Origin of the sequence: Streptomyces lucensis JCM 4490 (genome assembly GCF_014650035.1) — a bacterium.
GTDB classification, from domain to species: Bacteria; Actinomycetota; Actinomycetes; order Streptomycetales; family Streptomycetaceae; genus Streptomyces; species Streptomyces lucensis.
Genome location: NZ_BMUE01000010.1, coordinates 214661 through 236622, shown reverse-complemented (window position 1 = coordinate 236622; position 21962 = coordinate 214661). Strand labels below are relative to the sequence as shown.

The 21962-nt window shown below is 72.3% G+C and carries 22 protein-coding genes; 12 read left to right on the top strand and 10 right to left on the bottom strand.

Annotation, left to right across the window (positions count from 1 at the left end):
* Positions 1-2: 2 nt before the first annotated feature.
* From IE177_RS23150 to zapE, 7 genes are all read right to left on the bottom strand, one after another.
* Positions 3-851 carry a polysaccharide deacetylase family protein gene (locus IE177_RS23150; RefSeq protein WP_190017303.1) on the bottom strand — a complete coding sequence of 283 codons (849 nt, stop codon included), beginning with the start codon at positions 849-851 and terminating at the stop codon, positions 3-5.
* A gap of 102 nt (positions 852-953) precedes the next feature.
* The gene (locus IE177_RS23145; RefSeq protein ID WP_190017302.1) at positions 954-1811 is read right to left on the bottom strand and encodes a PPK2 family polyphosphate kinase; all 858 of its coding nucleotides are present in this window, start codon (positions 1809-1811) and stop codon (positions 954-956) included.
* A gap of 117 nt (positions 1812-1928) precedes the next feature.
* Positions 1929-2783 (bottom strand): slipin family protein, encoded by an 855-nt coding sequence (locus IE177_RS23140; RefSeq protein WP_229816229.1) that lies wholly within the window; start codon positions 2781-2783, stop codon positions 1929-1931.
* 148 nt (positions 2784-2931) lie between these two features.
* Positions 2932-4407 (bottom strand): SulP family inorganic anion transporter, encoded by a 1476-nt coding sequence (locus IE177_RS23135; protein WP_190017301.1) that lies wholly within the window; start codon positions 4405-4407, stop codon positions 2932-2934.
* 8 nt (positions 4408-4415) lie between these two features.
* Entirely contained in the window at positions 4416-4994 is a 579-nt protein-coding gene (locus tag IE177_RS23130) for a carbonic anhydrase (protein ID WP_190017300.1), read from the bottom strand.
* 88 nt (positions 4995-5082) lie between these two features.
* Positions 5083-5268, bottom strand: coding sequence for a hypothetical protein (locus IE177_RS35195; RefSeq protein WP_229816228.1), 186 nt, complete (start codon positions 5266-5268; stop codon positions 5083-5085).
* Between the two features lie 410 nt (positions 5269-5678).
* On the bottom strand, positions 5679-6782 hold the full coding sequence (gene zapE / locus IE177_RS23125; protein WP_190017299.1) for a cell division protein ZapE: 1104 nt from the start codon (positions 6780-6782) through the stop codon (positions 5679-5681).
* Positions 6783-6819: 37 nt separating this feature from the next.
* Here zapE and IE177_RS23120 point away from each other — a divergent pair, with 37 nt between their 5' ends.
* From IE177_RS23120 to IE177_RS23085, 8 genes are all read left to right on the top strand, one after another.
* Positions 6820-7632 (top strand): pyrimidine reductase family protein, encoded by an 813-nt coding sequence (locus tag IE177_RS23120; RefSeq protein ID WP_190017298.1) that lies wholly within the window; start codon positions 6820-6822, stop codon positions 7630-7632.
* Between the two features lie 130 nt (positions 7633-7762).
* Positions 7763-8236 (top strand): indole-3-glycerol phosphate synthase, encoded by a 474-nt coding sequence (locus IE177_RS23115; protein WP_190017297.1) that lies wholly within the window; start codon positions 7763-7765, stop codon positions 8234-8236.
* 84 nt (positions 8237-8320) lie between these two features.
* Positions 8321-9715, top strand: a complete 1395-nt coding sequence (gene murC, locus IE177_RS23110; protein ID WP_190017296.1) for a UDP-N-acetylmuramate--L-alanine ligase — start codon at positions 8321-8323, stop codon at positions 9713-9715.
* 14 nt (positions 9716-9729) lie between these two features.
* Complete coding sequence (msrB, locus tag IE177_RS23105; protein WP_190017295.1) at positions 9730-10137, top strand: peptide-methionine (R)-S-oxide reductase MsrB; 408 nt, start codon at positions 9730-9732, stop codon at positions 10135-10137.
* A 203-nt stretch (positions 10138-10340) separates the two neighbouring features.
* Entirely contained in the window at positions 10341-11474 is a 1134-nt protein-coding gene (locus tag IE177_RS23100) for an ABC transporter ATP-binding protein (RefSeq protein ID WP_190017294.1), read from the top strand.
* Positions 11471-12127 (top strand): ABC transporter permease, encoded by a 657-nt coding sequence (locus tag IE177_RS23095; RefSeq protein WP_190017293.1) that lies wholly within the window; start codon positions 11471-11473, stop codon positions 12125-12127. The genes IE177_RS23100 and IE177_RS23095 overlap by 4 nt, the downstream gene beginning before the upstream one ends.
* Positions 12124-12792 (top strand): ABC transporter permease, encoded by a 669-nt coding sequence (locus IE177_RS23090; RefSeq protein ID WP_190017292.1) that lies wholly within the window; start codon positions 12124-12126, stop codon positions 12790-12792. The genes IE177_RS23095 and IE177_RS23090 overlap by 4 nt, the downstream gene beginning before the upstream one ends.
* 126 nt (positions 12793-12918) lie before the next feature.
* On the top strand, positions 12919-13881 hold the full coding sequence (locus tag IE177_RS23085; protein ID WP_190017291.1) for an ABC transporter substrate-binding protein: 963 nt from the start codon (positions 12919-12921) through the stop codon (positions 13879-13881).
* A 90-nt stretch (positions 13882-13971) separates the two neighbouring features.
* Here the strand turns inward: IE177_RS23085 and IE177_RS23080 are convergent, their stop codons facing one another.
* Positions 13972-14421: a DUF6114 domain-containing protein gene (locus IE177_RS23080; protein WP_229816227.1), complete on the bottom strand. Its 450-nt coding sequence runs from the start codon at positions 14419-14421 to the stop codon at positions 13972-13974.
* Between the two features lie 5 nt (positions 14422-14426).
* Positions 14427-15119 (bottom strand): DUF6230 family protein, encoded by a 693-nt coding sequence (locus IE177_RS23075; protein WP_190017290.1) that lies wholly within the window; start codon positions 15117-15119, stop codon positions 14427-14429.
* Positions 15120-15754: 635 nt separating this feature from the next.
* Here IE177_RS23075 and IE177_RS23070 point away from each other — a divergent pair.
* A complete protein-coding gene (locus IE177_RS23070; RefSeq protein ID WP_190017289.1) occupies positions 15755-16414 on the top strand; it encodes a Tat pathway signal sequence domain protein in 660 nt (219 codons plus the stop codon).
* An 18-nt stretch (positions 16415-16432) separates the two neighbouring features.
* Here IE177_RS23070 and IE177_RS23065 read toward each other — a convergent pair whose 3' ends face one another.
* Complete coding sequence (locus IE177_RS23065; RefSeq protein WP_190017288.1) at positions 16433-17305, bottom strand: lytic polysaccharide monooxygenase; 873 nt, start codon at positions 17303-17305, stop codon at positions 16433-16435.
* A gap of 457 nt (positions 17306-17762) precedes the next feature.
* Between IE177_RS23065 and IE177_RS23060 the strand changes: the two genes are divergently transcribed.
* From IE177_RS23060 to cyc2, 3 genes are all read left to right on the top strand, one after another.
* Positions 17763-18410, top strand: coding sequence for a ScbR family autoregulator-binding transcription factor (locus IE177_RS23060; RefSeq protein WP_190017287.1), 648 nt, complete (start codon positions 17763-17765; stop codon positions 18408-18410).
* A 22-nt stretch (positions 18411-18432) separates the two neighbouring features.
* Complete coding sequence (locus IE177_RS23055; RefSeq protein WP_190017286.1) at positions 18433-19617, top strand: damage-control phosphatase ARMT1 family protein; 1185 nt, start codon at positions 18433-18435, stop codon at positions 19615-19617.
* Positions 19618-19730: 113 nt separating this feature from the next.
* The gene (gene cyc2 / locus IE177_RS23050; RefSeq protein ID WP_190017285.1) at positions 19731-21893 is read left to right on the top strand and encodes a germacradienol/geosmin synthase Cyc2; all 2163 of its coding nucleotides are present in this window, start codon (positions 19731-19733) and stop codon (positions 21891-21893) included.
* Positions 21894-21962 lie beyond the last annotated feature (69 nt).

Genomic DNA, 21962 nt, shown 5'->3' with positions numbered 1-21962 from the left:
CGTCAGCGGTGGCCGGCGGTCTCGCCGATCAGCTGGGAGACCTTCACGAACCGGTACCCGCGGTGGCGCAGCTCCGGTACGACCGCGCGGACCACCTGCTCGGTCGTCGGGGCGGCGCTGCGGGTGCAGTGCATGACGACCACCGAGCCGGGCTTCACCCCGTCCAGCACCTGCCGGGTCACCGCGTCGGCGTCCGTGGCGAAGGCGTCACCGCTCACCACGTCCCACTGCACCGCGGTCACCCCCAGTCCGCTGAGCGCGCGCAGCGCCCGCTGGTCGTAACAGCCGCCGGGGAACCGGAAGTAGGGCAGCGGTTTCGGCACGCCCGCCTTGCGCAGCGAGGCGAAGGCCCGCTCGACGTCGGTCCGCATGCCGTCCGCCCCGACGGTCGGCAGGCCGTAGCAGTCGTCGGTGAAGGCGTAGTGGCTCCAGGAGTGGTTGGCGACCTCGAACTGCGGGTCGTGGCCGAGGCTGCGGGCCTCGACCGGGTACTGCTCGGCCCACCGGCCGGTCATGAAGATGGTGGCCGGCACCTTCAGCGCGCGCAGCGCGCCGATCAGGTCCGGATTGTCGAAGTGCTCCCCGGCGGCCGCCCGGGGCCCCTGGTCGGCGGTCATGTCGGCGTCGAAGGTCAGCGCGACGGTCTTGCCCAGGGTGCGCGGGCCGTGTTCGAAGACCGGGGTCAGACCGCTCGGCCCCGGGGCGAGCAGGGGCGGACGCGAGGAGGACGGCGAGGCGGGGACGGTGGACCTGGCCGGGCGGTCGGCGCCCGGGGCGCCCGCGGTACCGCAGGCGGCGAGGGCCGCGGCCAGGGCGCAGACGACGGTGAGACGACGAACTGATGGGATCACCGTACGAACGTAGAGCTGGATGTGCGCTTATGTGGTGATATGACTGCGGCGCGTCGTCATGGTCACCCGCGCGGCGGCCGGGCCTCCCCGCGGCCGGCCGGCTCACGCCTGCCTCAGCAACTGCTCCCGGCACGCCGCCACGTCGAAGGCGCCCTTCGGGTACCGCGGGCCGAGGGCCGTCAGGTGCTCCAGCAGCAGCCGGCTGATCGCCCAGTTGCGGTACCACTTGCGGTCCGCCGGCACCAGGTACCAGGGCGCGTGCGCGGCGGCGCAGTGCTCCAGCGCCAGCTCGTACGCCTCCTGGTAGGCGGGCCACAGGGCGCGCTCCGCGATGTCGGTCGGGTCGAACTTCCAGTGCTTGTCGGGGCGGTCCAGGCGGCGCAGCAGACGGCGCTTCTGCTCGTCGTGGGAGATGTGCAGGAAGCACTTGACGAGGGTCACGCCGTCCTCGGCCAGCTCCCGCTCGAAGTCGTTGATCAGGCCGTAGCGGCTGCCGATCTCGGCGGGCGGGGCGAGGTGGCGGACACGGGCGATGAGGACGTCCTCGTAGTGCGAGCGGTCGAAGATGCCGATCTCGCCGGGCCCGGGCAGCGCGCGGCGCACCCGCCACAGGAAGTCGTGCGCGCGTTCCTCCTCGCTGGGCGCCTTGAAGGCCTGGATGCGGCAGCCGGCGGGGTTGAACTGGCCGATGACGTGCTTGACCGTGCCGCCCTTGCCGCTGGTGTCCATGCCCTGCAGCACCAGCAGCACCCGGCGCCGGTCGCCCGCGGTGCCCGCCGCCCACAGCCGTTCCTGCAGCCCGGCCAGGCGGCCGCCCATCCGGGCGGTGTCCGTGAGAGCCGCCTGCTTGCCGTCGGCGAATCCGGGCGTGGCCCGGGCGTCGTACGCGGCCAGTTCGATCCGCTCGCCGAGCGGGAGGCGGAGCGTCTCCCGGAGATCTTCGCCGCTCTTCTTCGCCACGGGCACCCCTCTGCCGTCCGGACCGGTCCCTCGATGGTGCGCCGCGCCCGCCCGCTCGCGCCACCCACCGTCCCGGAGGACGGGCGCCCACCGTCACGGGCGGGCGCCCGCGGCCCGTCAGCCGTGCGAAGCGGTGCCGTCGCCGTTCGGCGCGGGCTGCTCCGCGAGGGCGGCGGCCCCCCGCTGCCCCGCGTCGCCGTCCGGGCCGGCCGTTCCGCCGCCCCGCTCCAGGAAGCGCAGCAGTTCCACCGGGATGGGCAGCACCAGCGTGGAGTTCTTCTCCGCGGACACCGCCATCACCGTCTGCAGCAGCCGCAGTTGGAGCGCGGCCGGGGTGTCCGACATCTGCTGGGCGGCCTCGGCGAGCTTCCTGGAGGCCTGCAGTTCGGCGTCGGCGTTGATGATCCGGGCCCGGCGCTCCCGGTCGGCCTCCGCCTGGCGGGCCATGGACCGCTTCATGGCGTCCGGCAGGGAGACGTCCTTGATCTCCACCCGGTCGACCTGGACACCCCAGCCGACGGCCGGGCTGTCGATCATCAGCTCCAGGCCCTGGTTGAGCTTCTCCCGGTTGGAGAGCAGGTCGTCCAGGTCGCTCTTGCCGATGATCGACCGCAGCGAGGTCTGGGCCATCTGCGAGACCGCGAACTTGTAGTCCTCCACCTTCACCAGCGCGCTCGCCGCGTCGACGACCCGGAAGTAGACGACCGCGTCCACGCGGACGGTGACGTTGTCGCGGGTGATGCCCTCCTGGGCCGGGATCGGCAGGGTGACGATCTGCATGTTGACCTTGTGCAGGCGGTCCACGAAGGGGATGACCAGAGTCAGGCCCGGGGCCCGGGTGTCACCCGCGAGCCGGCCGAGCCGGAACAGGACGCCTCGCTCGTACTGCTTGACCACCTTGGCGGCCATCGCGAAGTACACGAGGCCCAGGCAGCACACCACGACGACGGCGCCCAGCACTTGCTGGAGCATGATGACCTCCTCACACAGAGGCCTGTTTCGTCCCTTGCTGTAACGATATGCCTGGGCCGGGGTTTGGGCCATGGTCCTGGGGCGGCGGGTGTGCCAGGGGGTCGCGCCCCCCGCGCCCCTGGCACACCCGCACCGCCGGAGGCGCTCGTCAGGCCGCCGTGACCTCCACCGGTTCCGTGCCCGCCGCGCTGTGCCGCGCGGCCCAGTTCCGCAGGGCCGTGCGGCAGGCGTGGTCGAGGTGGTGCAGGCCGGAGAGGTCGAGGCGGACCGGGCGGTCCTGGGGGAGGGACTCCAGGATGTCGAGGATCTTCGGCAGCCGCAGGAAGGTCGCGTTGCCCGACAGGTGCGCCTCGACAGGGCCCGCGCCCTTGTCGACGACCTCCAGCCTGATGTGCGAGGCCTCCCACGCCGTCTTGACCACCGCCAGCGCCAGGCCGATCAAAACGCCCTCGAACATGCTGACCGCCACGATGGAGACGGCGGTGACGGACAGGATCAGCGCCTCTCCGCGGTTCTCGCGCCACAGCGCCGCCAGCGCCCGGACCGGCACCAGCTTGGCGCCGGAATAGATGAGGATGCCGGCGAGCGCCGGGACGGGGATGTACGCGAGCGCGCCGGGCAGCAGGGCGGCGAACAGCAGCAGCCACACGCCGTGCAGGACGCGGGAGGCCTTCGTCCGGGCGCCCGCCTGGACGTTGGCCGCGCTGCGCACGATCACCGCGGTCATCGGCAGCGCGCCCAGCAGCCCGCACACCGTGTTGCCGGCGCCCTGGGCGACGAGTTCCCGGTCGTACTCGGTGCGCGGCCCGGAGTGCAGCCGGTCCACCGCCGCCGCGCTGAACAGTGACTCGGCGGACGCGATGAGCGTGAACGCGGCGACGGTGCCGAGGGCGCCGAGGCCGGCCAGTTCACCGAAGGCGCTCAGCGGCGGCGGCTGCACCGAGCCCAGCAGGCCGTGCACCTCGACGGTGCGCACGGGCAGGTTCAGCGCGAACGCCGCGAGCATGGCGAGACCGACGGCGGCGAGCGGACCGGGCACCGTGCGCAGCCTCGCCGGGGCGTGCTTCCACAGCAGGAGCACCGCGACGGTGCCGGCGCAGATGCCGAGCGAGGCCAGGGCCTTCGTGGTGCCGAGGGCGTCCAGGGCGGCCCCGGGCAGACCGGTGATCTTCCCGAGGCCGGAGCCGGGCGCCTTCGCCGCCAGCGCCGGATACAGCTGGCCCGCGATGAGGACCAGTCCGATTCCGGCCAGCATGCCTTCCACCACGGAGACGGATATGGCGCGGAAGTAGCGGCCCAGCCGCAGCATGCCCATGGTCACCTGGAGCAGTCCGGTGACGAGCACGATCGCGCCGAGCACCGGCAGGCCGAACTCCTCGACCGCCTCGAAGACGAGCACGGTCATGCCGGCCGCCGGGCCCGACACCTGGAGGCTGCTGCCGCGCATCAGCCCGGTGACGATGCCGCCCACGATGCCGGTGACCAGGCCGAGTTCGGCCGGGACCCCGGAGGCGACGGCCACGCCCACGCACAGCGGCAGCGCGACCAGGAAGACCACCAGGGAGGCGGCGAAGTCCTGCCTGAGATGGGGGAAGCGGGATATGAGGGTGCGCTTGCTGGTCATCGGCGCGCTCACAGGGACTCGAAGGTGTCGGTCTGCGGGCGGTGCGTCCGTACGGCGCCGGTGTGCACCTCGTAGTACCAGGCGTGCAGCGCCAGCCGGCCCTCCGCCAGCTTCCGCCCGACGCACGGGTACGAGCGGAGCCGCAGCAGCTGGGTCAGGACATGGCTCTGGACGCCCTCGGCGACCTCCGGGTCCTCGGCCGCGCCCGCCGGGCGCGGGGTGGCGTGCGCCAGCCAGTCGCGCACGGCGGGCACGGCGGTCAGGTCGTCGCCGCGCACCAGCGCGCCGACGGCGCCGCAGTGCGAGTGACCGCAGACGACGATGTCGCGGACGCCGAGCACCTCCACGGCGTACTCGATGGTGGCGGCCTCACCGGTGGGGTGCTGTGAGGTGTGGGGCGGGACGATGTTCCCCGCGGTGCGCAGCTCGAACAGCTCGCCGGGGCGGGCGCCCGTGATCAGGGCCGGAACGACCCGGGAGTCGGAGCAGGTGATGAACAGGACCTGCGGGGACTGGCCTTCGGCGAGCTTGGCGAACTCCTCAGGGCGCTGTCCGAAGGTACGGGCGTTGTCGATGAGGGGCTGCATGTATGTGGTCCTCCTGGCGCGCCGCACCGGCGCGTCGGGTCTGAACAACGGTTGTGGGGGTGAGGGAGGAGGGCGAACGGCCCGCTCCTCAACAGCGGAAGACCTGGAGCGCTGCCGGGGCGTGGGCTCTGGGGGCAGCCGGGACCTGGTGCCGCGGGGCGCCGGCGGTGTGCGACGAGGCCGCCGCGGCCGCCCGGCCGGGTATGAGGGGGTGCTCCTGCGCCCAGCCGGAGGCCGAACCGCGCTGCCGGTCGCGCACGTGCGGTACGTGCACGGGCTCACCCGAACGGCCCGGAGCGCGGAACACCTCCGCTCGCTCACGCGCCGGCTGGGCGGCGGAGGGGGTGATTCCGGGCTCGGCCTTGGCCAGTGCCTGACCGATTGTATGTGCGGGTGCGAAGGTTCCCGTGGGAGTGAAGAGCTGCAGCGCGAGCAGCGCGACGGCGAGGAGGCCGAGCAGCGTCCGGGGCGTCGTACCGCGGAACATGCGCCCCCCTTCGCCGCGTTCGCATCTCTAGTGCACGCCAAGCCTTGGTCAATGGCTGGTCAAGAAACACGTTAACCCCGCAACGGCCTTTGCGGGGTCAACTGTGCATTACATGCGCGAGAGAGCGTGAAAAACGCGGGTGGCGTGGCGGGAACTCGCCCTTGCCCAGTGGGGCCCGGTCGCGTAACGGGCGCCGGTCAGGAGCCGACGAGGCCCTTCGCGTCGCGGGCCAGCGCGGTGAGCCGGGATATCGCGCGGAAGTACTTCTTGCGGTAGCCGCCGTTCAGCATCTCCTCGCTGAACAGCCTGTCGAACGGCAGCCCCGAGGCCAGCACCGGGACCTCGCGGTCGTAGAGCCGGTCGGCCAGCACCACCAGCCGCAGCGCCGTCGACTGGTCCGGTACCGGCCGCACGCCCGTGAGGCACACCGCCCGCAGCCCGTCGGTCAGCGCGCCGTACCGGCTCGGGTGCACCTTGGCCAGGTGCTCCAGCAGGTGCGGGAAGTCGTCCAGCGAGGCCCCCTCGGTGGCGTACGCCGCCTTGGTCACCTCCTCGTCGGTGAACGGCGCCGGCGCCTCGGGCAGACCGCGGTGACGGTAGTCCTCGCCGTCGATGCGCAGGGCGCGGAAGTGGGCCGACAGCCCCTGGATCTCGCGCAGGAAGTCGGCGGCGGCGAACCGGCCCTCGCCGAGCTTGCCGGGCAGGGTGTTGGAGGTGGCGGCGAGCGCCACGCCCGCCTCGACCAGCTTGCCGAGCAGCGTGGAGACGAGCACGGTGTCACCGGGGTCGTCCAGCTCGAACTCGTCGATGCACAGCAGACGGTGGCCGCTCAGCGTCCGCACCGTCTGCTGGAAGCCGAGCGCGCCGACCAGGTTGGTCAGCTCCACGAAGGTGCCGAACGCCTTGAGCGCGGGCTCGGCCGGGGTGGCGTGCCACAGGGAGGCGAGCAGGTGGGTCTTGCCGACGCCGTAGCCGCCGTCGAGGTAGACGCCGCGCGGGCCGGCCGGGGTCTTCGGGGCCTTCGCCCGGCCGAACCCGAGGAAGCCCCGCTTGCCGCCGCCGACGGCGTGCGCCCCGCCGAGCCCGGCGGCGAAGCCCTCCAGCACCCGCACGGCCTCGCTCTGGCTGGGCTGGTTCGGGTCCGGGAGGTAGGTGGCGAAGCGGACCGAGTCGAAGCGCGGCGGCGGCACCATCTCGGCGACCAGCCGGTCGGCGGGGACGTGCGGCTCGCGGGCGCACAGGGACACGGGGCCCGCGTCGGTCAGGGGACCGGATCCGGGGGCGGAGGTGGAGGACGACACGGTTACCCATGCTAAGCGCCGTGTCACACTGCACGACATGCGACGCCTGTTCCCTGTGACCGACGAAACAGCAGCTCCCGCCGCGGACGGGTCCCCGGGGGCCGCGGCTCCCGGAGGCGGTCGCGAGTGGAGCCTCGCCGAGCTGGCCGCCGCCTACGCCTACCCCGTGCCGGAGCCGGGCGCCCCGCGGCCGTGGCTGCGGGCCAACATGGTCTCCTCCCTCGACGGGGCCGCCCAGCACGACGGGCACTCACAGCCCATCTCCAGCGCCGCCGACATGCGGATCTTCGGCACGCTGCGCGCGCTCGCCGACGTCGTCGTGGTGGGCGCGGAGACGGTGCGGCAGGAGGGGTACCGGCCCGCGAAGGCGCGGGCCGAGTTCGCGGGCGCCCGCAAGGCCGCCGGCCAGGGCCCGGCGCCCGCGATCGCCGTCGTCACCGCCGGCCTGGAGCTGGACTTCTCCCTTCCCCTGTTCACCTCGCCCCTGGTCCCCACGCTCATCCTGACCGGCGCCGCCGCGGCCCCCGAGCGGATCGCCGCCGCCGAGAAGGCCGGCGCCCGAGTCGTGATCGCCGGCGAGGGCATGGGCGTCGAGCCCGCGCGCGCGGTGGCCGCCCTCGCGGGCCTCGGGCACACCCGGCTGCTCACCGAGGGCGGCCCCCGGCTGCTCGGCCAGCTGATCGCCGCCGAGGTGCTGGACGAGCTGTGCCTGACGGTCTCGCCCACCCTCACCGCGGGGAACGCGCAGCGGATCGCCGGAGGGCCGTCGGTCGCCGTGCCGCACCGCTTCGAGCTGGCGTCCCTGCTGGAGGAGGACGGATTCCTGTTCAGCCGCTACCGCCGTCCGTGACATTAGGGGAATGTGCCGTTCCGTCCTGGTTTCCGCAGGCAGACTTGGTCCGGCAGTACCCGTGCGATCACGGGGAAGGATGGTTTCCGCAGAGGCCCTGCCAGGGCCCACGGAGGAGAAGAGGCGTTCGGTGTTCACAAGCGTTCTGATGATCGAGAAGGCCTTGACGTCCGCCGACGTGGAGTTCGTCACGACCTTGCACGGAGAGGAACCGGTGACCTTCCACGTGCTGCTCCAGCCGCGTGGCGACCAGGCGGACCGCCTGCTGCGGGCCATCGACGACATCGCGCTCGGCGAACTCGACGAGGCGGTCCGCGAGGGCGGGACACCTGAGGGCGAGGAGGCCCGGAGCGTCGGCGAGCGGGCCCTCGACGTGTCGTTGCAGGCCCTCCGCTCGGCGGGGAGCGCGGCACAGGGCCGGCTGGTCGAGGACCATCCGCTGGACGCGCTGAAGGGCCTGGTGGCCGAGGTGTCCGCCGACGAGGTGATCGTGCTGACGGATCCCCACTACGTGGAGGAGTTCTTCCACCGGGACTGGGCCTCCCGGGCCCGGCACAAGGTGGGGGTGCCCGTGCTCAAGCTGTTCTCGCACAGCAAGGCGTGAGCGCCGTCGGGGCTGCGAAGGGCCTGCCACCCGAGCGCATAGGCTAGGGACGCTCTGGCACGTACCGTCTCTGGGGAGAAACGCATGGCACCCGGCATTCCTACCGCCATGGACCGACCGCACTTCATCGGCATCGGCGGCGCCGGCATGTCGGGGATCGCCAAGATCCTCGCCCAGCGCGGGGCGAAGGTCGCCGGCAGCGACGCCAGGGAGTCCGCGACCGCCGAGGCGCTGCGGGCGCTCGGCGTGACGGTGCACATCGGGCACGCCGCCGAGCACCTCGCCGACGACGCGAGCTGTGTCGTCGTGTCGTCGGCCATCCGCGAGGACAACCCCGAGCTCGCCCGCGCCGCCGCGCTGGGCATCCCGGTGGTCCACCGCTCCGACGCGCTCGCCGCGCTGATGACGGGGCTGCGCCCGATCGCCGTGGCCGGCACCCACGGCAAGACCACCACCACCTCCATGCTGGCGGTCTCCCTGACCGAGCTCGGACTGCGGCCGTCGTACGCCATCGGCGGCGACCTGGACGCGCCCGGCTCCAACGCGTTGCACGGCGACGGCGACGTCTTCGTCGCCGAGGCCGACGAATCGGACCGCAGCTTCCACAAGTACGCGCCCGAGGTCGCCATCGTCCTCAACGTCGAGCTGGACCACCACGCCAACTACGCCTCGATGGACGAGATCTACGAGTCCTTCGAGACCTTCGCCGGGAAGATCGTCCCCGGCGGCACCCTGGTGATCTCCGCCGACCACGACGGGGCGCGCGAGCTGACCCGGCGCCTCGCCGGGTCCGTCAGGACCGTGACCTACGGCGAGGCGGCCGACGCCGACGTGCGCGTCCTGTCGATCGTCCCGCAGGGGCTCAAGAGCCGGGTCACCGCGGTGCTGGACGGGCAGGAGCTGTCCTTCACGGTGTCCGTGCCCGGGCGGCACTACGCCCTGAACGCCGTCGCCGCGCTCGCCGCCGGCGCCGCCCTCGGCATCCCGGCCGACGGACTGGCCCCCGCGCTCGCCGCCTACACCGGCGTCAAGCGCAGGCTGCAGCTGAAGGGGGAGGCGGCGGGCGTCCAGGTGATCGACTCCTACGCCCACCACCCGACCGAGATGACCGCCGACCTGGAGGCCATGCGGGCCGCCGCCGGCGACGCGCGGATCCTCGTCGTCTTCCAGCCGCACCTGTTCTCCCGCACCCAGGAACTGGGCAAGGAGATGGGCCAGTCGCTGGCGCTCGCCGACGCCTCCGTCGTGCTCGACATCTACCCGGCCCGCGAGGACCCGGTTCCCGGCGTCACCAGCGAGCTGATCATCGAGGCCGCGCGCACGGCCGGCGCCGAGGTGACCGCCGTGCACGACAAGGCGGAGATCCCCGCGGTGATCGCGGGAATGGCCAAGCCCGGTGATCTCGTTCTCACCATGGGCGCGGGCGACGTGACCGACCTGGGCCCGAAGATCCTGGACCGCCTGTCGCAGCAGCAGTGAAGGGGCTGGAACCCATGTCGTACGAGGTCGAGAAGCCGGACGAGCAGTGGCGCGCGGAGCTGACCCCGGCGGAGTACGCCGTGCTGCGCCAGGCCGGCACCGAGCCGGCCTTCACCGGTGAGTACACGGACACCAGGACCAAGGGCGTCTACTCCTGCCGTGCCTGCGGTGCCGAACTGTTCACCTCGGGCACCAAGTTCGCGTCGCACTGCGGCTGGCCGTCCTTCTACGACCCGAAGAACACCGACGCGGTGGAGCTGATCGAGGACCGTTCCCACGGCATGGTCCGCACCGAGGTGCGCTGCGCCCGCTGCGGCTCCCACCTCGGGCACGTCTTCGAGGGCGAGGGCTACCCGACGCCGACGGACCAGCGGTACTGCATCAACTCGGTCTCCCTGCGCCTGACCCCGGACGAGGACTGACCGCACCGGGCGAGGACTGACCGCACCGGGCGACCCCGTGCCATCCCGGTGCCGTGCCGTGCCGTGCCGTGCGGTGCCGTGCCGTGCCGTGCCGTCCCGGCGCCGCGACCCTCGCCGTCTAGACTCGGCCCGCAACGGCCCGCGCGTCGACGACCGTGGCCGCAAGCGGGCGGACGTCTGCCACACCGAAGGGCTTCGGCGTTTTGATTCGGATAGATTCAGTCACGAAGCGGTACCCGGACGGCACGGTCGCGGTCGACCGGTTGTCGCTGGACATACCGGACCGCGCGATCACCGTCCTCGTCGGGCCCTCGGGCTGCGGCAAGACGACGACCCTGCGGATGATCAACCGGATGGTGGAGCCCAGCGAGGGCAGCATCCTCCTCGACGGCCGCGACATCCGGCAGCAGCCGGTCAACACCCTGCGCCGGTCGATGGGTTACGTCATCCAGAACGCCGGGCTCTTCCAGCACCGCACCATCCTCGACAACATCGCCACCGTGCCCCGCCTGCTCGGCTGGAGCAAGCAGAAGGCGCGGGACCGGGCCGCGGAGCTGATGGCACGGGTCGGTCTGGACACCTCGCTGGCCAAGCGGTACCCGTACCAGCTCTCCGGCGGCCAGCAGCAGCGCGTCGGCGTGGCCCGCGCGCTCGCCGCCGACCCGCCGGTGCTGCTGATGGACGAGCCGTTCTCCGCCGTCGACCCCGTCGTCCGCAAAGGACTCCAGGACGAACTCCTGCGCATCCAGGACGAGCTGGGCAAGACCATCGTCTTCGTCACGCACGACATCGACGAGGCCGTCAAGCTCGGCACCATGGTCGCCGTCCTGCGCACCGGGGGCCGGCTCGCCCAGTTCGCCCCGCCCGCCGAACTGCTCAGCGCGCCCGCCGACTCCTTCGTCGAGGACTTCCTCGGCGCCGACCGGGGCATCCGGCGGCTCTCCTTCTTCTCCGCCGGCTCACTGGAGCTGCAGACCGCTCCCGTCGTGTCCGTCGACGCGGACGCCGCGACCCTCGCCGCCCGTGCGGAGGCCGCGCCCTACCTCCTCGTCACCGACTCCGACGGCAGGCCGCTCGGCTGGAGCGAACCGGACGGGCTCACCGCCGGAGCCGTCGACCGGGACCGGCTCCTCGACCACGGACGGCCGTTCGCGCCCGCCACGGACTCGCTGCGCGCGGCGCTCGACGGGGCCGTGCTCTCGCCGACCGGGTGGGCCGTCGCGGTGGACGGTGAGGGCCGCGTCGTCGGCGTCGTCTCCCAGCAGGTCATCGGCGAGGCGATCCGCGCCGCGCACACCCGGGTGGCGCGGGACTCCGCCGTGAAGGCCGCGCGATGAACGGCTTCTTCGACCTCCCGAGCGACCTGCAGTACGGCTACCTCGGACTCGTCGGCCTGCACCTGCGCGAAGGCCTGATCCCGGTGCTGGCGGGCCTCCTGATCGCCCTGCCGGTGGCCCAGCTCTGCGTCCGCTTCCGCTGGGTCTACCCGCCCGTCCTCGGCCTCACCACCGTTCTCTACTCCATCCCCTCGCTGGCCTTCTTCGTCGTCCTCATCGACTACTTCGGCCAGAGCGAGACCACGGTGATGGTGCCCCTCGCGATCTACAGCCTGGTGGTGCTGGTCCCGGCGATCGTGGACGGCGTCCGCTCGGTCCCGCAGGACACCCTGGCGGCCGCGCGGGCCATGGGCTTCGGGCCCGTACGCCGCTACCTCCAGGTGCAGTTGCCCATCGCCGTCCCCGCGATCATCGCCGGCCTCCGGGTGGCCACCGTGTCCAGCCTCTCCCTGGTCAGCGTCGGCATGCTCATCGGCAACCAGGGCGCCCTCGGCAACATGCTCTACTCCGCCACCACCTACAACCGGCCGGCCCTGGCCGTGAACTCGGTGCTCACCACCGCCGTGCTGGGCGTCCTCGCCGACGCCCTGCTGGTCCTCGTCCGCCGCCTGCTCACCCCCTGGATGCCGCCGACGAAGGGTGCCGCCCGGTGAACGTCCTTCACTTCGCCCAGGCCTTCTTCAGCGACGGCTCGCACTGGCACGGTCGCGACGGCATCCCCACCCGGCTCTCCGAGCACGTCAAGTACTCCCTGGAAGCACTGCTGTTCGCCGCCGCGGTCGGCCTGCCCGTCGGCCTCGTCACCGGTCACTACGGGCGGGGCGGCAACGCCCTCGCGCTGATCGCCACCGCCGGCCGCGCGCTGCCCAGCTTCGGACTGCTGGTGCTGATGTTCATCTGGATCGGCTTCGGCATGGTGCCGGTGATGATCCCGCTGGTCGTGCTCGCCGTGCCGCCGATCCTGGTCACCACCTACGAGGCGGTCCGCTCCGTCGACCCGTCCCCGGTGGACGCCGCGCGCGGCATGGGCATGCCCGAGTCACGCGTGCTGCTCCAGGTGGAGCTGCCGGTCGCGCTCCCGCTGGTCCTCAGCGGTCTGCGCACGGCGGCCATCCAGATCGTGTCCACCGCCACCATCGCCGCCTACGTCAGCCTCGGCGGCCTCGGCCGGTACATCATCGACGGCCTCTACCAGCGCGACTACGAGAAGGTCGTGGGCGGCGCCGGCCTGGTCGCCGGGCTCGCCCTCGCCACCCTCGTGGTGTTCTGGGCCGCGGCCCGGCTCGCCGTCTCCCCGGGGGTGCGCCGCAGCGGATGAAGGCCGCCCGCCGGCCCCCTTGCCCGGCTCGCGAGGGGGCGCCTGGCGTTCCTCCACCCGCCGATCCGCCGATCCGGTGATCCGAAACACTTGACTGACCGAGAACCGGCTGGATTGGATCGACGGGTGACTTCAACGACCCACATCAGCAGGTCCATCCGGAGGAACCGAGGCGTGGCGGCGATCGCCCTCGCGGCGGCGACGGCTCTGCTGGCGGGCTGTTCCTCCAGCGACGGCAAGGCCGACAACCCGCTGTCGGACGGCGGCCAGGCGAGCGGCGACAGCGTGGTCGTCGGATCCAACAACTTCCCCGAGAGCACCCTGCTCGCCGACATCTACGGCGAGGCGCTCAAGGCCAAGGGCATCAAGGTCACGTACAAGCCGAACATCGGCAGCCGCGAGACCACCTACGGCATGATCAAGAACGGCACCATCTCGGTCCTGCCCGAGTACAACGGCGCGCTGCTGGCCTACCTCGACAAGAAGGCGGCCCCGAAGACCGCCGACGCCACCACGGCGGCCATCGAGGCGAAGCTGGACTCCGGGCTGACCCTGCTGAAGCCCGCGGCCGCGCAGTCCAAGGACTCCGTCACGCTCAGCGCGGACACCGCGAAGAAGTACGGCCTCACCGGGGATTCGTCCATCGCGGACCTCAAGGACGCCGCCGGGGACCTGGTCATCGGCGCCTCGCCGGAGTTCCAGACGCGGCAGCAGGGTCTGGTGGGCCTCAAGTCCGTCTACGGCCTGGAGTTCAAGTCCTTCAAGGCGCTGGACGCGGGCGGCCCGCTCACCCGGACCGCGCTGCAGAAGAACGCCGTGCAGGTCGCGGACATCTTCACCACCGACCCGGTCATCTCCAAGGAGAAGTTCGTCGTCCTGAAGGACCCGAAGAACCTCTTCGGCTTCGAGAACGTCCAGCCGCTCGTCCGCAAGGGCGCGCTGAACCAGAAGGGCGCCGACGCGCTCGACGCGGTCTCGGCCAAGCTGGACACCGCGACGCTGCTGGACCTGGACACCCAGGTGCAGGGGCAGAACAAGGACCCGCTGGACGTCGCCAGGGCCTGGCTGAAGTCCGCCGGCCTCGCCTGACCGCGCGGCCGCGGACGACCTGACGCGGGTGCCCCCGAACTCGGGGGCACCCACACCACGTTCGTCCCGCCGTCCGTGTGACGGGTGCCTTCACGCCGTGGTCCCCGCACCCTCCGGAGCCGCCGCCCGCGCCGCCCTCGCCTGCCTGCGGCGCTTGCGGCGGCTGACGCGCGGCTCCTGGTCCGGCAGCCAGCCGAAGGCCAGGCAGCTGCCGGTGACGCCGAGCAGGAGACCGAGGAGGAAGCCGCCGAGGTTCGAGGTGAGCCAGGTCCCCAGCGAGAGCAGGACGCCGGTGATGGAGTAGAAGAGCCGCTGGCCGGGATTGAAGAGGATCAGCAGGCCCAGCAGCAGCATGAGCGTCGGCAGCAGGTAGCCGGCCAGGCCCTGCATGCCGATGTGCATCACGACCTTCAGCGAGGCCTTCTCGGTGAGCAGGATCTCGCCGCCCCCCAGCGCGAGCAGCAGCCCGCCCCAGAAGGGCCGGCGGGCCCGCCAGCCGCGGAAGGCGCGCCTCGCTCCCTGACGTGGCCGGTCCGGCACGGCGATCAGCAGCCCGAGTCGCTGAAGCGGAGCTTGAGACCGGGCAGCTTGAACACTCCGGCGGTCGTCGCGTAGTTGGTCTGGCGCAGGTTGCCGATGCGCACGGTGTCGGCCTGCTGGCTGAAGACGCCGATCGGTCCCTTCACCCCGGCCTTGGTCAGCGTGCTCGCGTCGTTGCCGATCTCGATGTTGTCGAACGCCGCGTTGCCCGACAGTTCCGTGGAGTCCGTGGTCAGGTCGGTCGCGGTGACCTTGTCCGCCCCGCTGCCCGCGGTGATCAGCAGGTTGGTGCCGCCCAGGTCGACGCTCTGGCACAGCTTGTCGAGCGTGGCGTGCTTGATCGCGGAGGTGACGACGAGCACCTGACCGCCGGTGTCCCCGGCGTTCGGGCTGCCTTCGGCCATGTTGTCGAGCGCGCCGAACTGCTCGAACCCGGTGCCCCTGAGTTCCGTCGCGGTGACCGTGAACGGCATACCGGAGACGGCGAACTGCACGCCCAGCGCGCCCTGGGCGGTCAGGACCGCGAGGCCGGCGGCGACGAGGGTGGCGGGTACCGCCATCACCGCGGCCCGGCGCGCCCGGACCCGCCCCCGCCTCTCGCCGCCGGCCCCGGCGCTGCTCGGTGCTTCGGACGGTGAACCGCTACCCGGGTTCCCGGGGGTGTTGCCGGTGGACGAGACGTCCGGGGACGAGGCCATGTCTGCTCCCATGGGCATGAATCAATGCGGATCGGGCTTCAGTGGCGCGGTGTCCTGGCGCGGACAGCGGCTGCCGCGTACACCTCCCCGCACTCCCGGCGGCTGCAAGGGCTTTCTCGTTACGCGGCGGTAGCTTTTCAGGAAGTTACCGCCGGTTACATTGAAGGGTCAAGGGAGTTGTGGAAAAAGCGTGTGGGGTGTGCGCGACCGTGCCCGCATGCCACAACTCACGTCCGGAACCTTGACGTTGACGCGTGGTCAGGTCTACAACTTGCCCTGTTTCGCGGATCCGTGGCGCCGGATCCGTCGGGCGGAACCGGCCCCGTTCCCGGCCGTGTCACGGCAACCGCTCACACCGGCTCACAGCAACCGCTCACGGTGGCCGCACGCACCGGTTCACCGCACCCCGCACGTCGGCGCGACTCGGACGCGGTTCCCTTCCTTCCCGCGTCCGGCCGCGTCGTGCCCGGCCCGGCCGCAGGCGCTCCCGCGAGGCCCGCGGCCGGATCCCGGCCTGCCGCCGTCGCGGATCCGTCGTGCACGGAGAAGGCGCGTCGGACCCGCGGCGGCGGCCCCCATGGTCGCCACCCCCCACATCACCTCCTCCTCACCCCACTCAGGAAAGAGGCACCCGCATGCACAAGCGCGCACTTCTCGCCCTCGCCGGCGCCGCCACCGCGCTCGCCCTCGCCACGGCCGGACCCGCCTCGGCCGGCGCCGAAGCCGGCGCCGTCCTCACCACCGGCAGCGCCGGCGGCACCGCCGCCGCGGTCGGCGACACCCTCACCGCGCCCCTGGCCTCCGGCACCTCCGCGACGTTCTACTCCAGCGCGACCGGCACCAGTGGAGTCAAGTGCACGGGCTCCCAGTTCACCGCCAAGGTCACCGACAATCCGGCCGCCCCCGGCACGGCGACCGAGTCCGTCACCGCCCACACCTTCGACAGCAGCAGCTGCACCAGCAACGTCACCGGGGTCCTCGGCGTCAGCGGCATCACCGTCGACAACCTGCCCTACACGGCGACCGTCACCTCCGACGGCACCCTCACCGTCAAGCCCGCCAGTGGCAGCGTCGTCCAGACCACGGTCAAGCTGCGCACCCTGCTCGGCACCGTCACCTGCGTCTACCAGGGGGCCGGTCTGACCGGGAAGGCCGACAACGCCGACAGCAGCATCACCTTCGCGAACCAGCAGTTCACCAAGACCTCCGGCTCGTCGCTGTGCTTCGCCAACGGCTACTTCACGGCGAAGTACGCGCCGGTCACCGACGCGGGCGCCCGGGTCTACGTCAACTGAGGCATCACTGCGGTGACTTCAGCGTCGCCGTAGCCGCAAGCCCAGGGCGGCGCCCCCGGTGAGCACCAGCACCGCGGCGGCGCCGCCCGCCACGAGAAGTGCCGAGGGGCCGGACCCGCCGTCCGTCGCCCCGGCCACCGGAGTGCTGTCCCCGGCGGCGGAGGCGTGTTCCTCGCGCGGGGCCGGCGTGCCCGGGCGAGCCGGCTCCGCCTCCGCCGTCCTCGTGGCCTTCGCCGCCCCGGCGGCCTGTCCCTTCCCGGGGAAGACCACGTCGGAACACGAGTAGTAGGTGTCCGGCGTGCTGCTGTTCTGCCAGACCGTGTAGAGCACCTGACGTCCCGTCCGGTCCGCGGGCAGCGTCACGCCGATGTGGTACGCGCCGTTCCTCAGGGGCGGGTCCGCGACCTCGGCGAAGGGGCGCCGGGACAGGTCGGACCACTTCAGCGGCTTCGCCGGGTCGTAGCCGGGCCTGGTCAGGTACAGCCGGAACGTGCCGGCGTGCGCGATCGTCGAGGCGTATGTCATCGTCAGCCGGCCGCCGGGCCTCAGGCGGGTCGCCGGCCAGTCCCGCCGGGCCAGGTCGAGCCCCCGGTAGGCCGGCAGGTTCCCGCTGCACAGCCTGCCGTCCGGAATCACCTGCCGGTCACGGCCGTTCACCCCGGCCACGCGCAGGTTGTCCCACGCCGTGAACGGAGCACCGTTCGACGCGACCGCCGCCTCGCAGGCCGCCGAGCGGACGGCGCCGCCCTCGGGGGAGCAGGCGTAGACCCGGCTGACCGGGTCCGTGGGGGCCCCGTGCGCCTGGGCCGGCGCCGCCGCCGCCCACGACAGGAGCAGGAGCGGGACCGCCACTGCGGTCGCCGTGGCGCTCAGGGCGGTCGTCCGGGTCATCCGGGAACGTCTCCTCGGCAGGCGGGAAAGGGGTCTGCGGCCTCCAGTACGTCCGCCGCGTCCAGCGCGTTCAGCGCGTTCGGCGACGGGCGGGGCGTCCGTCCGTGGGGGGCGCGAAGGCACCGACCGGTTCGGCTGTTTCGCGCCTGCCCCGAGACACCGTTGAGGAGCCGGGCGTCCGCCTCGTATCGTGGCGATCATGGGTGCGGCACCCGCTGCCCGGCGGCGGTCTGGGACAGTGGGGTGACGGAGGGGGGAGGCGGTCCGGTCTTGTCCGTTCACAGGATGCGAAGGGCTCGTGCATCCGGTGCCGCCCGAAGCGCCGGCCTGCGCCCGGAACGTGCCGAACCGTGCGGTCCCGCCCTGGATCTCCGCTGCCGCCCGGTGAGTTATCGTATGCAATGGGTCAAAAACAAACCGCATGTCCCGTTCGTTGAGTCGCAAGGAAGGGTCCACGATGGCGAGGCAGTTACGTGCTGAGCAGACCCGGGCAACGATCATCACGGCTGCCGCCGACCTGTTCGACCGCCAGGGCTACGAGTCCACCAGTCTGAGCGACATCGTCGCGCACGCGCGGGTGACCAAGGGCGCCCTGTACTTCCACTTCGCGGCCAAGGAGGACCTGGCCCACGCCATCCTGGAGATCCAGGCGAAGTCCGCCAAGCAGGTCGTCGCCGACGTCGAGAGCCGGGGCTACTCCTCGCTGGAGGCCCTGATGCGCACCACCTTCGGCGTCGCCCGGCTCGCCGTGGAGGATCCGGTACCGCGCGCCGGACTCCGCCTCGCCACCGCGGACATAGCCGTACGGCCGCCGCTGAACCATCCGTTCACCGCGTGGCTGGACTACGCACACCGGAAGTTCACCGGAGCCGTCAGGGAAGCCGATGTGCACGGCGACCTCGACGTCGGCGTCGTCGCGCACTCCCTCGTCTGCTTCTTCGTCGGCACCCGGGTGGCCGGCCGCTCGCTGGAACCGGTCGGACGGCTGCCACGCCGGATGGCCGAGATGTGGCACCTGATGATCCGCGGCATGGTCCCGGTCCACCGCCGTCCCCGCTACGTCACGCTCGCCACGCAGCTGGAGCGGGAGATCCGAACCGTCTGACGCGCGCGGTACGGTGACGGGCATGCCCGACACCCCGCCCGCACCCGTGATCCGCGGCGACGAGCCCGGTTCCTTCCCGCACAGCGTGCTGGCCGAGCGGCACCCGGCGATCATCAGGCAGGTGCGGGACGCCTTCCCGTACGGCCCCGGGCAGCACCGGGCGCTGGACGAACTGCTCGCCAGCTGCACCGAGGGGACCATCGGGTCCCTCCCCGCCGACGCCCCGGACCGGGACCGCTGGCTCGCATGGGGGCTGGCCGACCACACCGGACGGTCCTGGTACGACGTGCCGTGGCTGTGGTCCGAGAGCTACTTCTACCGCCGGCTGCTGGAGGCCGTCGGCTACTTCGGCCCCGGAGCCTGGCAGGGCATCGATCCCTTCCGCCCGTTCAAGCGTGCCGAACTCGACGCCGCGCAGACCGACGGGGAACTGGCCGCCCTGGACGGCCTCGAGGACCTGACGGAGCAGGAGCGGGCGCGCGCCCTCCTGCACGGCTCGCTCTGGGGAAACCGCGCCGACCTCGGCTTCCGGCTCTCCGCCGAGGGCACCGGGACCCGGGAACCGGTTCCCGCACTGGTGGCCGACGACACCGAGACCCTGTGGTCGCTGCTGCCACCCGACGGCAGGGGCACGCTCGTCCTCGTCGCGGACAACGCGGGCCGTGAACTCGTCCCCGACCTGCTGCTGATCGCCCACCTCCTCGCCGGGGCGCGGGCCGCCCGGGCGGTGCTGCACGTGAAGCCGTACCCGTACTACGTCTCCGACGCCACCACCGCCGACGTGGTGGAGGCCCTGCGCCGGCTGTGCGCGGCCGGAGGCGCGGCCGCCGCCCACGGGCGCGTGCTCTGGTCGGCCATGGCCGACGGCCGGCTCGCCGTGCGCGCCCACCCCTTCTCCTGCGCCCCGCTGCCGTACGAGCGGATGCCCGGGGACCTGCGCGCCGAGTTCGCGGCGGCCACGGTGACCGTCGTCAAGGGCGACCTCAACTACCGGCGCCTGGTCGGCGACCGGTGGTGGCCGCCGACCACGCCGTTCCAGGAGGTGACCGGCTACTTCCCCGGTCCGGTCGCCGCACTGCGCACCCTCAAGTCCGACGTGATCACCGGCCTGTCGGCGCCGGACGAGGCCGCGCTGGAGGCGTCCGGGGACCGGCGCTGGCGCACCAGCGGCACGCACGCGCTGGTCCAGGTGCGCGCCGCCGGGTGAGCACGCGGGTGCGGAGCGGGCCATCGGCGCGGTGTTTCCCGGTCGTTCACGCGATGGTGTGATCATGTCCGGCGCGGCGGATGGCCGTTCGGGCCCACGGGTAGGGCCCGGCCATGACGCAGCCGTTCGAACTCCCGCACTTCTACCTGCCGTATCCCGCGCGGCTCAACCCCCACCTCGACGAGGCCCGTGCCCACTCGACGCGGTGGGCACGCGAGATGGGCATGCTGGAAGGTTCCGGGATCTGGGACCAGGCCGACCTGGAGGCGCACGACTACGGTCTCCTGTGCGCCTACACCCACCCCGACTGCGACGGCCCCGCGCTCTCGCTCATCACCGACTGGTACGTCTGGGTGTTCTTCTTCGACGACCACTTCCTGGACATGTACAAGCGCACCCAGGACCGCGCCGCCGGAAAGGCCCACCTGGACCGTCTGCCGCTGTTCATGCCCCTCGACCCCTCGGCCGCCGCGCCCGACCCGCTCAACCCGGTGGAGGCGGGCCTGAAGGACCTGTGGGCGCGCACCGTGCCGGCGATGTCCGCCGGCTGGCGCCGCCGCTTCGCCGTGGCCACCGAGCACCTGCTCAACGAGTCGATGTGGGAGCTGTCCAACATCAACGAGGGCCGGATCGCCAACCCGGTCGAGTACATCGAGATGCGCCGCAAGGTGGGCGGCGCCCCCTGGTCGGCGGGGCTCGTGGAGTACGCGGCCGCCGAGGTACCGGCCGCCGTCGCCGGCACCCGGCCCATGCGCGTGCTGATGGAGACGTTCTCCGACGCGGTCCACCTGCGCAACGACCTCTTCTCCTACCAGCGCGAGGTCGAGGAGGAGGGCGAGAACAGCAACGGCGTGCTGGTCCTGGAGAAGTTCTTCGGCTGCACCACCCAGGAGGCGGCCGACACCGTCAACGACATCCTCACCTCACGGCTCCACCAGTTCGAGCACACCGCGCTCACCGAGGTCCCGGCCGTGGCCCTGGAGAAGGGGCTGGGACCGGACGAGGTCGCGGCCGTCGCCGCCTACGCCAAGGGACTGCAGGACTGGCAGTCCGGCGGGCACGAGTGGCACACGCGCTCCAGCCGCTACATGAACGAGCGCGCCCGCGCCGGCTCGCCGTGGCGGGTCCCGGGCGGACCCGGCACCTCGGCCGCCGACGTCGGCGCACTCCTCGCCGCCGCCGCGCGGGAGCGCCTGCGCGCCCACTCGCACGTGCCCTACCAGAAGGTCGGCCCCGCGCTGCTGCCCGAGTTCCACATGCCGTTCCAGGTGGAGCTGAGCCCCCATCTCGACAGCGCCCGCCGCAACCTCCTCGCCTGGACACGCCAGGTCGGCATCCTCCAGGAGGGCGTCTGGGACGAGGACAAGCTCGCCGCCTACGACCTCGCGCTGTGCTCCGCCGGACTGGACCCCGACGCCACGCCCGAGGCCCTCGACCTCAGCGCCCAGTGGCTCGCGTTCGGGACCTACGGCGACGACTACTACCCGCTCGTCCACGGCCACCGCCGTGACCTGGCCGCCGCCCGGCTCACGACGGCCCGGCTGTCCGCCTGCATGCCCGTCGAGGGCGAGTCCGCCATCGTCCCCGGCAACGCCATGGAACGCTCGCTGACCGACCTGTGGGCGCGCACCACGGCCGGGATGACGGCCGACCAGCGGCGCACCCTGAAGGCGGCCGTGGACACGATGACCGAGAGCTGGGTGTGGGAGCTGTCCAACCAGCTGCAGAACCGCATCCCCGACCCGGTCGACTACCTGGAGATGCGGCGCGCCACCTTCGGCTCCGACCTCACCCTGAGCCTGTGCCGGATGGGCAACGGACCCGCGGTCCCGCCGGAGGTCTACCGCAGCGGGCCGGTGCGCTCGCTGGAGAACGCCGCCGTCGACTACGCCTGCCTCCTCAACGACATCTTCTCCTACCAGAAGGAGATCGAGTACGAGGGCGAGATCCACAACGCCGTCCTGGTGGTGCAGAACTTCTTCGGCGTGGACTACCCGACCGCGCTCGGCGTCGTCCACGACCTGACCACCCAGCGCATGCGGCAGTTCGAGCATGTGGCCGCACACGAACTACCCGTCCTTTACGACGACTTCGACCTGTCCGAGGAAGCACGGGCCGCCATGGACGGCTACGTCCTGGACCTGCAGAACTGGCTGGCGGGCATCCTGAACTGGCACCGCGGCGTCGACCGCTACAAGGCGGAGTGGCTGGGCCGCCGGGCCCACGGCTTCCTGCCGGACCGCCCCCCTGCGCCCCCCGTCCGGCTCGCCGGCTGACCCCTGCGACCCGTCGGCCGGCCTCCCCGGCGGCGCACGCGCGCGGCCGGGGAGTGGCTCCGCGCGCAC